The sequence below is a fragment of the Vibrio harveyi NBRC 15634 = ATCC 14126 = KCTC 12724 genome (assembly GCF_001591145.1).
Lineage (GTDB): Bacteria > Pseudomonadota > Gammaproteobacteria > Enterobacterales > Vibrionaceae > Vibrio > Vibrio harveyi.
The window spans coordinates 42,492-58,565 of sequence record NZ_BCUF01000038.1; the positions used below are offsets into that span (position 1 = coordinate 42,492).

4 protein-coding genes are annotated in these 16,074 nt (G+C 46.3%); 3 read left to right on the top strand and 1 reads right to left on the bottom strand.

Translation table 11 applies throughout. The features are described from left to right. Positions 1-207 precede the first annotated feature (207 nt). The 3 genes from yccS to VHA02S_RS18255 all read left to right on the top strand — a co-directional run bounded on the left by yccS (position 208) and on the right by VHA02S_RS18255 (position 3,131). Positions 208-2,361, top strand: a complete 2,154-nt coding sequence (gene yccS / locus VHA02S_RS18245) for a YccS family putative transporter (protein ID WP_017188884.1) — start codon at positions 208-210, stop codon at positions 2,359-2,361. Positions 2,362-2,591: 230 nt separating this feature from the next. Beyond that, positions 2,592-2,753: a hypothetical protein gene (locus tag VHA02S_RS18250; RefSeq protein WP_009697258.1), complete on the top strand. Its 162-nt coding sequence runs from the start codon at positions 2,592-2,594 to the stop codon at positions 2,751-2,753. Between the two features lie 114 nt (positions 2,754-2,867). Continuing rightward, positions 2,868-3,131 carry a hypothetical protein gene (locus VHA02S_RS18255; RefSeq protein WP_038898239.1) on the top strand — a complete coding sequence of 88 codons (264 nt, stop codon included), beginning with the start codon at positions 2,868-2,870 and terminating at the stop codon, positions 3,129-3,131. 126 nt (positions 3,132-3,257) lie between these two features. Here VHA02S_RS18255 and VHA02S_RS18260 read toward each other — a convergent pair. Beyond that, positions 3,258-16,074, bottom strand: a 12,817-nt coding sequence (locus VHA02S_RS18260) for a T1SS-143 repeat domain-containing protein (RefSeq protein WP_155725048.1), incomplete at its 5' end; no start/stop codon positions are given.

Here is a 16,074-nt window from a genome sequence, read left to right on the forward strand (position 1 = left end):
CTTCTGTCTGTATTCTTAATTAAAATTCACATTACTGTTGAATTTGTGAACAACGGTATATTCTTTCATCCGTGTAGATTCGTTAAGTCAATGACAAATCTGTTGATTTCCTAAGCAAGTGACGATTTTTATTAAATTAGGTCATAAACGCGCTATAGTGAGTTTGTTAAACTTCTCTCGTTTTCCACCGGCAACGAAAGGCGCATCGTGCAAGCAGCTTTAAAATTCCGCCTCTTTTGGGCAAACAAAACTCTCAACTACAGCATTCTTATTCTGATCACTCTACTAGGCGTCGTGATCCCCGCATGGTACTTCCAGCAAAACACATTAATCACGCCCCTGATTCTAGGTGTCATTGCCGCTGCACTTGCAGAGAGTGATGACAGCTTTACAGGTAGGATAAAAGCCCTCTTTCTCACCTTTATCTGTTTTGCGGTCGCTGCTTTCTCAATAGAGATCTTATTTGATACGCCATGGGCATTTGCGATCGGTCTGTTTATCTCGACGTTCGGCTTCATCATGCTAGGAGCAATCGGACCTAAGTACGCCAGCATTGCATTTGGCTCATTGTTGATCGCCATCTACACCATGCTTGGGGCACATGAGAGTACCAATATTTGGTTCCAACCGTTGCTGCTTTTAACGGGCGCTGCGTGGTATTACTTTATGTCGATGATTTGGCAGATGTTTTGGCCAATGCAGCCTGTTCAGCAAAGTCTGGCAACTGTGTTCCTGCAAATCGCCAATTACCTTGATGCGAAAGCCAAGCTGTTTCATCCAGTAACGAACTTAACCCCGCAGCCGATGCGTATTGAAGCAGCAAGATTAAACGCAGCCACCGTAAATGCATTGAATGCTTGTAAGGCAACCCTGCTTAGCCGCTCCAAACGCGGGCATATTGATGGTCCGAGTGACCGCTTCCTCAATATCTACTTTATTGCACAAGACATTCACGAGCGCGTGAGTTCCAGCCATTATCGCTATCAAGATTTGGCGACGGAATTCGAACGCTCTGACGTCTTATTCCGCTTTAAGTATTTGCTTGAGTCTCAAGCCCAAGCTTGCCGCGATATCGCTCATGCGATTCGGTTGGGAAACGAGTACACGCACACTGATCAATCCATATTGGCATTAGCGGAATTACAAAACTCATTGGGTTATTTAGAAGAACAACAGCAAAGTCACTGGAAGCGCTTATTGGCTCAGTTAACGTACCTGTTCAATAACCTTGCGACCGTGGAAAAGCAGCTGAGTAACATCAACAACCCAGATGCTGAACGATTGGAAGAAGACGTACTGGATGACACCAATCCGCACACGCTTAAAGCAATGTGGCAACGCATTTCAGCTAACTTGAACAAGGATTCAATGTTGTTTCGTCATGCCTTACGCATGTCGATTGCGCTTACTGCAGGGTATGGGATCATTCAAGCGTTCGATATTGATCGTGGATACTGGATATTGCTGACCACGTTGTTTGTCTGCCAACCAAACTACAGTGCGACAAGACAGAAGCTTACTGCGCGCGTGATTGGCACGTTAGCGGGCTTGTTGATTGGCGTACCACTGCTCACCTTCTTCCCTTCCCAAGAAAGCCAGTTGGTCTTCATTGTGATATCCGGCGTGATGTTCTTTGCGTTTCGCATCAACAACTATGGTTATGCGACAGGCTTTATCACCTTACTCGTGCTGTTCCTATTTAACCAATTGGGCGAAGGCTACGCTGTGGTGCTCCCTCGCCTTGCAGATACCTTGATTGGCTGTGTGTTAGCGGTTGGTGCTGTTATGGTGATTCTGCCTGATTGGCAATCAAAACGTCTGCATAAAGTCATGTCTGATGCAATCGACGCCAACAAGCAATATCTTGGACAGATCATCGGTCAGTACCGAATTGGTAAGAAAGATAACTTGAGCTATCGAATTGCTCGTCGCCAGGCGCACAATACCGATGCCAACCTCTCTTCAGCCATCAGCACTATGCTGGCGGAACCGGGTAAGTACCGTACAGCCGTGGATGAGAGTTTCCGCTTCCTAACGCTAAACCACGCGATGTTGAGTTACATTTCAGCACTGGGCGCACACCGGACAAGGATTGAGGATGAGTCGATTCACCAACTCGTTCTGGATGCACACCGTTGTATTCACCAGCACCTAGACGTACTGCACCGACAACTGCATCAACATTGTGAAGAATGCGATTTGTCCTCGATCGATGACACGAATTTGGAACAACGATTAAATGAGTGGCGTGATGAAGATGATCATTCTGCACGAATGGTGCTTCAACAGCTTCACCTAATCTATCGCATGTTACCCGAGTTGCATTCACTGGCTTCTAAGTTTGCCGTGCGCGTAAACTGATTAAGAACACTGTTCCAGAGGAGTAGGTTATGATTCTACTCCTTTATGATTAGCAGACTTATTCATAAGAATATTCTTACATGTCATTTGACACCATCTGACATTTCTCGGACAAAAAATCACCACTCAAAATCTAATCTAACCATATTAGAACACTGTTTGATTGTGACCATGAGGGTTGCTGAGGTGGGTTGATGAAGGAGAAACCCAAGAAATGTGGGGAGGTCACGATGACTACTCAAGAATTTTATGAATTAAGAAAGAAGATTAATGAACTGACGGCTTCTCAGTTAAAGTCACTTCAAGGTGAAATTAATCTATCCCTTAATAAAAAAGAGAGTCCGCTTCTTTCTTCTGAAGAGCGTGATATGCTTTCAAAACTGTTTGCGTAATCAAACAGTTCAAATAAAGCACTTGCACGAATTATCAACACTTCCTATGCTAACAAAAGCATAAAAAGTGAGAGAGTAACCATGCCAGTATCAGGAATACAGTCCGGATATAATATGATTCAGCTATCGCATAAGATGGCTGAAGGTGCTGCGCATGAAATTCAGCAAGACTTCATAAAAGAAAATGATCTCGCCTTCAATAAAGTCGATTTAGTAAAAGGCAACGAACTTGAGTTCAATAAGGCTTCTGATTTGCCTTCTAACCCAATCGAACCCTTGGTAAGTCTCACCCAAGCCTCAACCTACAATCGCATTGGTGCTTCCGTTGTTGATAAAAACAACGAAGTCATCGGCAGCTTACTCGATATCCACGTTTAAGCCACTCCTAATTAATACCTGCGAGCAACGGTAATCTACCAGCAGTCAGCGGTCGAACAGCAACAAACTGAACACAAAAAAGCGCGATAACTCTATGAGCTATCGCGCTTTTGCTTTTACACTCGTTTAACCATTGGCAAGAACGTTATTATTCAACAATGACTCAACAATTTCATTAGAGGTTAACCCATTGAAATCAATTGAATCACCTAGATGTTCAACCACGATAGTTTGATGAACATTGGCATCGGTCGTGATGTTCAATGACACAGCCTCTGTTGACGCATCGTAGTCTGCAGAGATATGACTCAACAAATCATCCATATCGATCATTGGGCTACTTAGGTCAGAAATTACTTCGCGTAGGTCGATACTGTCTTCGTTAAGGGTGAAGTCCGTAATGGTATCAATCGCCCCCTCATCTACAGAATCGATTGTCCATTTAAAGATATCACTACCATCACCACCAGTGAGGATATCGGAACCCAAACCGCCGATAAGGACGTCATCACCATCACCACCAGCGATCAGGTCGTCACCGTCACCACCTGTTAGGCTAATGCCCGTATCGCCACCAGCGAGGTAACTGTCATCCGATGCGCTCGATTGATCAATGTCGTCTCCATCGCTACTAACATCTAAACTAATTTGAACGGGTGATGATTGCGCTTCATCGCCATTAGATTCGGTTGATACCGCCGTTACGGAGATATCGTAACTACCCACATCGATACCGCTGTTTGTATCCGTTGCGACAATTTGCAGTGTATCAATCTCATCACTTGGAACCGTCCATGTTGTGCCATCAAACGTAATGTTTGACGGTGCAATACCACTGGTCACGTTCGCACTCGCGGGTACGCCGGTTAATTCAAGAGATAGCACTTCATCAATATCCGTCAGTGCCGCCATGATACCGACAATGGCTAAACCTTGAGCACTCGCCGTTTGGCTCGCCGCAATTTGACGAATGTAGTTAAACTGAGGGTCAATACCTAATGTCGGAGCGTCAGCTACCGGTGTCACATTGATAGCAAAGTCCTGGTTTGCCTCCAGCGCCGTGCCCGCTGTATTCTCAAAGTAGACGCCATTATCTTCGACTTTGACAGACAACGAGATAGAAGCCGCGTTAACGTCTCCTGCATCCACAAATACACCTTCAGCAGCATCCGTTGCCCCAAGAACGGCATTAATATTGTCAGGCGTCCCCATAAGAATAACTTCACCCGCCATCCCATTTCCAACAGTGACACCACTGCCCGCAGGTGGCTCAACACGAACATCGCCTTCGGTCAAGCTGAGTGTTACTGTCATAATTTCGTTCGCTTGCGCACCTGTAAAATCGATATCACTGACACTGATACCTGTGATTTTCTGCCCATCTGCTTCATTAATGGTATCCGTAACCGATGTTGCCATAATTTGTGGTGCATCATTGGTAGCTTCAACATTAATCACTGCTGTACCAGCGACCGTAATTGGGTCTAGTGAACCATTGGTCGTACCATCGTCGGTGATTTCGTAGGTAAAATTCACATCTCCGAAGAAGTTTGAAGCAGGTTCAAACGTCCATTCCGTTGCGCTCACTTGAGTTAAAACGCCGTCAGTAGGATTAGCAAGAGCAAGGTTACTAATGGTCAGGTTGTCCGATTCAGGATCCGTGGCATTACTTAACAATTCTGTCGCCGTAATTGTCACTGTCCCGCCATCTTCTTCCGCACTGCTCAGCGTCACTTCAGAAGTCACTGGTGCATCATTGACTTCCGTCACCTCAAAGGTTGCTGTTCCTGACGCAGTCTGTGGGTCAGAAGCGCCATTGGTTGTACCATCATCGGTAATGTCGTAAGTCAGATTTACTGTGCCGTTGTAACCTGGTGCTGGTGTAAAAGACCATGTACCCGCAATGCTATCAAAGGTGAGTGAGCCACTACTTGGATCAACCAATTGCACGTTACTTACAGTCAAGGTGTCGTTTTCAATGTCAGATGCGTTAACGAGCAGATCGGCTTGGGTAATTTCGACCGCCGCACTGTCTTCAGCTATGTCAGAGAGCGCAACTTGTGATGTGGTTGGTACATCATTCACTTCCGTTACATTGAATGAAGCGGTGCCATTTACCGACTTAGGATCCAATGCGCCGTCTGTCGTACCATCATCTGTTATCGTGTAAGTGAGCTCGACTGGACCGTTATAATCCGACGCTGGCGTGAACTCCCACTCTCCCGTCACATTGTTAAAATTCACGCTACCAGCGTTTGGATCCGCCACCTGCACATTACTTACTGTGAGGTTGTCGTTTTCAATATCCGTCGCGTTCGCAATTAGGTCTGCTTCAGAAATAGAGAATACGCCACTGTCTTCTTCGATATCCGGCAAGGTAACTGGTGTTGTCTCTGGTGTATCATTGACCTCAGTCACTTCGATATTAAAGCTAGTGCTGTTGGTATTGAGTGTGTCATCGACGCCACTGATCACTAGACCTTCGTTACCTTGGTCATCGACAGTAACGCCAACGGTAACGTCACCAAAGAAGTTCAAATCAGGGTTGAACTCTATCAAACCATTGGCAATAGCATTGTTGAGATCAGCCACTGTCCCTTTCAATTCAAGAGTATCAGAGCCATCACCTTGCACAGTTAAGTTGTAAGTAGTGACAAGCGCAGGGTCCACAACCAACGTACCGCTGTCGACCGTCACATCCAATACGTACTCAGCACTCGGATCATCCAAAACGGCATCAACATCCGAAACACTAAAGCCATCAAGGAGTAATGGTGTGTCTTCCGGCGTTTCAACATCTACGGTATGAACGAATTCAGGACGGTCGTTAATTGCCTCAACCTCAACATTCACATCAAATTGCTGTGGAGTGCCTAAGCTTTGGCTTCCATCTAGACCGGTATCCACGGCTTGAACTTTAAACTCAAGCGTACTATTCCAAGAGTTATCGTTGCGATCACCCGAATTGAAGACCACTTTATCCAAATCTTGTGCATCGATTTCTAGGACGAATACACCACTGCCTTGGTTCACAAACTGAGTACCATCTGCCAGTGCAATGGTTGCGCCATCTGGCACGTTTGAAATTTCTACGCGAAGTGTTTCTGGGTCATTTTCTTGATACGTTGCACCATCACCAATCGACTCTTTATTGTCGACCACTAGAGCATTTATGTTGATATCGATGTCTTCGCCTTCGTTACCTGACACAAGCGTATCTGGGTTAACGTCGACATCATCACCAATTGGGTCAATCACAACTTTGAAATTACCAGTATGTTCAGTAGGAACTTTAAGTAATTCTTCCTGCGTAAAGACTGTAATTCCGATCTCCGCTTCACCACTGAAGTTTTTCGGCGGTTGAATTTGAATAGCGCTGAGATCAACTGACGTTTGCGTCAAGTCTTTCAACTGAATACTCCACTCTCCGCCGCCATTGTTCTTCACGGTGTAATCAGGAGAATTTGAAGTGACGATAAAGTCAGTCGGTAAACCTGTCAGTTTCAGCGATACAAACTGTTCCGAACCATCATTGTCATTCAGGCTCACTGACACACCAGAGCCTGATTGCGCTAAGGAAATCAACGTATCTTCATCGCCCGTCACCACTATAGGCTGAGTTGGATCGGCACCGCTAATAGTGATGTCATCCACAACAGGAGTGATTTCAAATGACACACTGTCGGTGAAGTTGCGTACGTCCGTATCATCACCCGGGTTTGCCAATGTAGTCTGGTCAATAACTGCAGTATCGGTGATCTCGCCTTCAATATTGATTTGAACCGTATTTTGACCACCACCGACAGGGTAGTTTTCTTTCGGTTTAAACAACACCTCATCAAGTGCACCTGCCGCAATCTCAGCAGCATTAAACTCAATGCTTGTACCAAGTGGATTGCCATTTGCATCAACAAACTCACCCAGTGTTGTATCGGCAACCGTAAGCTTCACGTTAGTGAGCGTTTCTTGTCCTGCTTGAAGGTTGTTACGGTCGTCAGCAAAATCAACGTTCAAATTCAACTGAATCAAGCCATCTTCGTAGCCAACACCATCGTTCGTTGGAACATCGCTATTGAGGTCATTAACCGGTTGTTTGTTAGCATCAAGGCCAAGTGTGCCAGTGATGTCGACCGTCACATCAGGAGTGACGTCGCTATCAAGAGGTTGATCAACAGAGGCCCCTGGTACGTCTGCAACGGGTAGGATCTGAACAGGAAGTGACTCAAGCGTTGAGTTTTCGTCACCGGACTGCGTGTCAGTCGTTACAAATAGTACTGGTAGGGTAAAGTCTCCCGCCCAGTCTTCTGCCACACGTAGAGTGAGACCGTCCAAACCAGTGATATTTCCACTTGCATCAACCGTCGCTTGGAACACATATTTGCCATTAACAAAGTCGACATCGGTACCACCAATAACAAGACCTGGCGGTACACTTGGAGATGTTGGGTCTATCACTAACGTCAGCACGTCTTCTACTGTGTCGCCATTTAGGGTGCTGACTTTCGATGCCAACTGAACACCTAAATCAATGACATTGTCTTCACTACCATCAATTTGGACCGTGTTATCAAGCTCTATATCAGCCGCTACACTAGTTTGAGGCGTGATATCAGTTGGGAACTCCAGTGTGATATCGGTTTGTCGCGTGACGGTTGCGTCGACTTCTGACGCATCCTCACCTAAATCGTTAACTTGAGCATAGATGGTAAGGCCAATCGAAGAGATTCCACCGTTTGCTCCGTCATCCGTGTTGTCGTTTGGCGTCAAATCTAAACCAGCAGGCGCAATGATTGAGAAGTTCTCTTCATCGGTAATAGTCCAACGACCACCGCCTTCGTTAGAAGCACCAATAATAACTAATTGATTCAAGATCTCTGGAGAAGTATTACTAAACTGCACCACAAGTTGGGTGACCACTTCATCTGAAGAGTTATCGAACTCCTGATACTTGATAATGTTTGCATCAGCAGAACCACCGGCCGCAGTATTAATAGTGAAATCAATTCGCCCCTGAGTATCGGACTGTACCGTGTCAGTAACACCGCCTGTACCTTCAACAAGAAGACGTGTTTGACCTGAAACTGGACCGGTTAAATCTTCTGGCTCAACCACTGGGTTAACTTGAACCTTGACCGTACCATTGATGACCGTTGATGCTATGCCCTCGCCCGGATTACCCGAATCTACGTATTCAGCATCAATTTCCTTCACCGTCACTTGCGTGCTCAAATCAAAGTCTAGACTAGAGTCTTGCTCCAATTGCACCTGAATGTATCCGTCTTGGGTTATTCGCGCCGAGAAATCTTGCTCTGACTCATTGGTTCCCGGCGTCAACGTGATGCTGCCACCTGTTACCGTTTGAGCAACACCACCAACATATACGGTGCTGCCATTCGGGAAGCCACTGATGGTTAGCTCGGCAAAGAATTCGTCCGCATCCGGACTTTGTGTTGCAGTTGGCTCCCAATCGATATTGATGCGAGTATCTTCATTACCTTCAGAGCTCACCACATAGTTGTCTTGAGCATCAATAACTGGTGCCACTTTAACGCGGATCTCACCCGCCACAGAGCGAGTATGACCATCGTTTTCTGTCACGATAGTGGTCGCCGTGATCGTGATATTTTCCGTAGATGAGGTTTCAGGTCGAATCACAATACCTGAATTCACATTTGCGTCCGTAATGTTCGCTTCGTAAATCGGTTCACCAGCACCATCGTATCCAACAAACGTCAAATCGATGGATGAGCCATCACTATCAAACAGTTCAACACCGTCAGGAATGTTCGACAGAAGAACCGTAATGGTTTCTGAGCTGTCTGCAGGGTTATCCTTCAGTTCTCCGGAAACCACGCTAAATGCAAGATCGACTTGACCATTTTCGTCAATGGTAGCTTCGATACCACGAACGTTACCATCATCAAAAACACTCCAAACCCCAGTTTTATCGTTCAGCTCAATGTCCGGGATATCGGCAACACCTTTGACTGAAACGATCACTGACTGGGTACCTAATGAGCGGATATCCTGCGCGGCGCCAGAAGAAAGTGATGCGTTGTCTTTCACAATACCTTCGACATTGAAAGTGAAGTCTTCATTGCTGTGAATTGGAGGAAGCACCTCAACATCCGCTAGATTCGATTCTGGAATTTCGTAATACAGAACATTGCCACCAGAGTCAGTAACAACGTTGATTTGGCTTGGGTTACCGCTATCAAGCCACACTAAGGTGACACCATCAATTGAGAAGTTATCGATGCGTACAAACAGCTCTTCCGAGCCATCTATATCTGCAGAAGGCGTCATCTTAATCACTTCACTGAGTTGAAGTGGATCATGATCTGTCACTGGATCTACGGTGTCTTGCGTTCTCGCATTGTCCTCAAAAATATTAATGCGGTTAACACTAAAACTACCGGCATCAGCAACCGGATTCACGTCAATCACAATTTCTTCTGTCACAGAGCGAGCGGTATCTTTACCAGCAAGCGGGTTATTCCCTTCCGTCGTAATCGCTGTCACATCGATTTTAATCTGACCGGAGAAGTTATCTGCAGGATCAACCTGGACTTCACCAATTCGGTTTGCGTCAACAAGATATTTACCACCCACTTCTGGGATAGCGGAACCATCTGAGTACACAAGTGTTGCGCTCGCACCACCTTCGGTAAATACAAGCTCATAGGCTATTGCTTCTGGATTACTGTTATCTTGCGTTTCAGCTTCAATGTTTAATGAGACGTTGTTAGCATCCTCATCAACCGTATACGCAAAGTCACTGGTCCCTTTCCACGTAGCAATATCCGCAACAGCATCCACCTCAATATCTAAACGACCATCAACAAAGTGATCTCTTACGCCGTTGTTGAGGATTTCAATACGAATACGAGGGTCAACACCTGCTGCATCTGTTGAAGCATGGCGGTCAGGAACGAAATATAGATTATCGAGTGACACAAGTTCGCCGTTGAACGACTGCTCGACATTCGCACCATCCAAAATAACATTGTTACCGCTAGTCGTTAGCGCCACATAGCTACCGGTAGCACTATCTAGGTAGAAGAAAGTACCTTCGTAACTGTTCGCGTCACGAATAATGATATCGCCTAAACTCTCATTACGATCGATATCATGCAGATCAATAACGAGGTCCACTTTTGCAGGAGTGATATCTAACGTTGACAGGTTGTCTTGTGTATTCGCTGAATCAACACCAGCGACAACACCACCGCGCCCTTGGTCCTCAAACGCGGTTACTGTCGACGTTTTAATTTCAGCATTTCTATCTCTTACCGAAATATCTACATCTGCATCACTTGTATCACCATCACCATCGGTAGCAACAACGTTGACAGTGAAATCAATAGAATCTGTTTCGGTATGATCTAAGTCGTCGTTAGGGCGGAATGTCACACGACCATTAGTGCGAACAATCAAAACACCGATTTCGGCATCGACACCATCTAATACTTTATGGACTGAGACGGTTTGATTGCTGCCATTGAGGTCAACTGAGCTGGAGTCAACACCATTCTGCTTGAAGTAAATTCCGGAATTGTCCGCTGAGAAAGAGGTAATTTGCGCACCATCGGCGCCAAGATCATCGTCGCCTTCTACTGGGTCTCTAAACAAGCGAACCGTGCGTCCACTTTGACCTTCAACACGTGAAATCGATGCGTCATATAACGTTGGGACGTCATCGGTTATGGTTACAGGTAAATTAATGCCCGCAGTATCTCCATCCACGTCTGTAGCAAAGACAGGCAGGTCGAGGATTAAAGTGTCTTCACCCTGCACAGAATGGTCAAGGACACCTTCAAGCGTAAACTTGTAAGAGCCGTCTGCATTGAGTACCAAGGTGAACACGGAGCTGCCATTTGGCGTTTGTCCTTGATAGGTGTAGTTATTATTGCTTACCCCAGTTTGTACCAGAGTCACCGCTAACCCACCCGAAGTGACACCAGGAATAGGATTCGAAGTCAGATCAAGCTGATAAGAAACAACCGTATCTGCCCCCTCAACCGTATCAAAATTGCCAGTTGCTTCTAAGCTATCTTTACCCGTTGCTTGAGAGCCATTGGCTAAGTCGTCTTCATCCACGGCAAGCGCATCCGCCGATTTAATTTCTGGAATATCATCCACTATGGTGATCGGTAGATCAAGTGAAGCAGACGTATCACCGTCATAATCGGTGACCGTGATTGGAATATCGATCGTTAGCGTGTTCTCACCTTGAACCACCGCATGATCGAGCGGACCCAATAACTCAAATTGATAACTGTCGTTATTCGCATCGAGTGTCAGCGTGAAGATTTGCGTTGAAGTTCCCGCAATGACGGCTTCATAACCTGTCACACCACCGGCAGAAGGCAATGGCTTCAGCTCAAGATCTAAACCGTTCGAAGTTAGTCCAGATACCACCGCATCTAGATCTGAGATTTGATAACTAACAATCTCATCCGCACCGTCGACAACGTCAAAACCACCATTAAGTACGCGAGAATCACCACTAGTGCTATCCGAGCCTCCTGGCAAGTCATCTTCATCCACTGTTTGTTCGCTTGTGTCCGCGACTTTGATAATCGCCGGGACATCATCCACTACGGTGATCGGTAAGGTAATGTTGTTTGAGACATCACCATCAAAATCGGTCGCATTGACAGGGAAGTTAATCACTAGCGAGTTTTGGTCGCTGCCTGATGGATGGTCCAAAGCCCCCAATAACTCGAATTCATAACTGTCTGCAGAGCCATTAAGCGTCAGTTTAAATACTGTGTCGGTTGTCCCTTGGACGTAAGCACGATACTCAACGACACCGTTAGCATTAGAGAATTCAACCAACTCAAGGGATTGACCTCCTGATTTTAGTCCTGAAACAGGCGATGTTAAGCTATCTAATTGGAAACTCACGATAGAGTCAGCGCCGTCAGTAACATCGAAGTTACCGCCAATAACATTGGATTCAGGCGTGGTATCTGAACCTTCACTTGGGATGTCATCTTCATCCACTGACAAGATGCTACCAGGACGAATGGCATCAATCGTTGGCTTATCATCCACAATGGTAACAGGCAACGTTGCTGTAATCGTATCGTTATCGCCATCTGTAATATGAACAGGAAGATTCAATAGTATTTGGTCTGAGTTAACCGCATGATCAAGTTGACCAGACAGTTCGAAGTCGTATTTACCATCTTGGTGGAGTGTTAAGGTAAAGACCGTTGCTCTATTCGCAGTTTGACCAATGTAGACAAGTGCATCTGCCGTTGACGCGCTTGCATCCGGTGAAATGGTGACATCCTCCCCACCCGATTTCAGGTTTGGAACTGGATTCGTGCTCAGATCCAAAACAAACGAATCAATACCATCGGCACTGGTTACTTCAAACTCACCGGATACGGTCAAAGGCTCTTTCGGCGAATCTGAACCCAAAGGAAGGTCATCTTCGTCAACTTGCAAGCTATCAATTTGCGTAACGACTGGAACATCATCCACTACCGAAATCGGCAACGTAAACACTGGTGACGTATCGCCATCGTTGTCTGTCGCTGTAACAGGAAGGTCAATAACAATGGTGTTTTGTTGATTACCATCTGGATGATCAAGTGGTTTTTGTAGGTCAAACTCATAAGAGTTATCTGTCGCATCTAACGTCAGCTCAAATACCACCTCTGCTGGGTTACCAGCAATGCCTTGGTAAACATTGACCCCATTGAGACTTGAACTCAACACAAGAGAGATAGGCTGACCATCAGACATTAATGATGCAACCGGCGTGGTCAAATCGCTAAGCTGGATAGAGGCAACTTGATCTGCGCCTTCATTGATATCCAGCGTGCCTGTGATGACAGTATCTTCGGCACTTGCCGCGTCAGTGCCTGCCGGCAAGTCATCTTCATCCACAATCTGCTCGCTGCCAGCCACTACGCCATCAATGATTGGAACATCATCGACAACCGTAATCGGTAGCAATTGCGTATTAGAAACATCACCATCAAAGTCGGTCGCTTGGATAGGTAAATTGATGACGAGCTGGTTTTCTCCGTCCGCATCAGGATGGTCTAGCGCACCAAGCAAATCAAACTGATAGCTGTCATCCGATGCATCAAGCGTAACGCGGAAAATTGGTGTCGTGGTCCCATCAATACGCGCTTCATAAACAGAAACACCGCCTGAATTAGAGACTTCAACCATCACTAGGTCTTGCCCTCCAGACTGCAAACCTTGAACTGGAGAATTTAGATCGGACACCTCATACTCAACGATACTGTCAGAACCATCATTCGCGATAAAGTTACCCGTAATGCTATTCGATTGAGCACCATCAGATCCTATCGTTGGAATGTCATCTTCATCCACTGTTTGCGTGCTGGTATCAATAATACCGCCAAGTGTCGGTTTATCGTCCACAATCGTGACAGGAAGCGTTTCAGATGATGTATCACCATCAAAGTCGGTCGCAATGATCGGGAAGTCAATCTGCAAACTATCACTGTTGGTCGCATGGTCAAGTGGACCTTGCAAGGTGAACGTATAGCTACCGTCAGGCTTAACAACTAATTCAAATACAGCACTACCATTAGCCGTGGCTGTGTAGGTATAACTGCCATCAAGATTAGCGGTCTCAGCAAGTGTTACGTCATTACCTTGAGATTTCAGCCCTGCAACCGGATCTGCCGTCGTATCTAATTGATACTTCACTACGCCGTCAGAACCTTCTGTGGTCGTGAACATGCCTGACATAAAGGCGTCGTCGTTTTGGTCAGAACCAATGGTTGTGATGTCATCTTCATCGACAGTGAGTGCATCAACATCAGTAACCGTTGGCTTGTCGTCAACAATCGTAACAGGAATGGTTGCCGTTGAAGTATCGCCGTCGAAATCCGTAGCGACGATTGGGAAATTGAGGATCAATTCATCACTATTCGGCGCATGGTCAATCGGACCTTGCAACGTGAAGTTATAGCTGCCATCAGTATTAACCGTTAGCGTAAATACTGCATTCACCCCAGCTGTCGCCACATAAGTGAAGCTGCCATCAGGGTTAGCGGTTTCATTGAGAGTAACGTCAACACCTTGCGATTTCAGTCCAGCGACAGGGGTTGCAGAACCATCTAATTGATAGCTCACCACACCATCTGAGCCTTGAATCGTCGTAAAGTTGCCATCAATGGAAACCGGATTACTTTGGTCTGAACCGATACTCGCTAAGTCATCTTCGTCCACACTGATTGCATCTACGTCAGTTATGGTTGGTTTGTCATCCACAATCGTAACAGGGATCGTTGCTGTCGAAGTATCGCCATCAAAATCTGTCGCAATGATTGGGAAATTGAGGATCAACTCATCACTGTTTGGCGCATGGTCAATCGGTCCCTGCAAAGTAAAGTTATAGCTGCCGTCAGCATTAACGGTAAGCGTAAATACCGCGTTAGCGCCTGCTGTCGCTTCATACGTAAAGCTACCATCTGGGTTTGCAGTTTCCGCTAGTGTCACGTCGACACCTTGCGATTTCAGTCCAGCGACAGGGTTTGCAGAACCATCTAATTGATAGCTCACCACACCATCTGAGCCTTGCGTCGTCGTAAAGTTACCATTGATTGAAATTGGGTCTGAACCATCCGAACCAACGCTCGCCAAATCGTCTTCATCGACAGAAATCGCATCTACGTCAGTGATGGTTGGCTTATCATCGACGATGGTGACAGGGATACTTACCGTTGACGTATCACCATCAAAATCGGTCGCAATAATTGGGAAATTGAGGAGCAACTCATCACTGTTTGGTGCATGGTCGATTGGACCTTGCAGCGTAAAGTTATAGCTGCCGTCGGTATTAACGGTAAGCGTGAATACCGCGTTAGCACCGGCTGTCGCTTCATAGGTAAAGCTGCCATCTGGGTTTGCAGTTTCCGCTAGTGTCACGTCGACACCTTGCGATTTTAAACCATCAACTGGTGTTGCAGAGCCATCAAGCTGATAGCTCACCACACCGTCTGAGCCTTGCGTCGTCGTGAAGTTGCCACCAATTGAAATTGGGTCTGAACCATCCGAGCCAATGCTCGCCAAATCGTCTTCATCCACCGAAATCGCATCTACGTCAGTGATGATTGGCTTATCATCGACGATGGTGACTGGGATACTTACCGTTGACGTATCACCATCAAAATCGGTCGCAATGATTGGGAAATTGAGGAGCAACTCATCACTGTTTGGCGCATGGTCAATTGGACCTTGCAGCGTAAAGTTATAGCTGCCATCAGTATTAACGGTAAGCGTGAATACCGCGTTAGCGCCTGCTGTCGCCTCATAGGTAAAGCTACCATCTGGGTTTGCAGTTTCCGCTAGTGTCACGTCGACACCTTGCGATTTCAGACCATCAACCGGTGTTGCAGAGCTGTCTAGTTGGTAACTCACTACTCGGTCTGAGCCTTGCGTCGTCGTAAAGTTGCCATCAATAGAAACCGGATTACTTTGGTCTGAGCCAATACTCGCTAAATCGTCCTCGTCCACACTGATCGCATCAACATCAGTGATGGTTGGCTTATCATCGACGATGGTGACTGGGATACTTACCGTTGACGTATCACCATCAAAATCGGTCGCAATGATTGGGAAGTTAAGGATCAGCTCATCGCTGTTTGGCGCATGGTCAATTGGACCTTGCAGCGTAAAATTGTAGCTACCATCTGGGTTTACCGTCAGCCTAAAGACCGCACTGGTCCCTGCTGTCGCTTCATACGTAAAGCTGCCATCTGGGTTTGCGGTTTCCGCTAGTGTCACGTCGACACCTTGCGATTTCAAACCATCAACTGGCGTTGCAGAGCCATCAAGCTGATAGCTCACCACTCGGTCTGAGCCTTGCGTCGTCGTAAAGTTACCACCAATGGAAACCGGATTACTTTGGTCTGAACCGATAGTCGCTAAATCGTCCTCGTCCACG

Coding starts and splice junctions, on each gene's coding strand:
- VHA02S_RS18250 (WP_009697258.1), top strand. CDS start 2,592: ATGACTACTCAAGAATTTTATGAATTAAGAAAGAAGATTAATGAACTG.
- VHA02S_RS18255 (WP_038898239.1), top strand. CDS start 2,868: ATGATTCAGCTATCGCATAAGATGGCTGAAGGTGCTGCGCATGAAATT.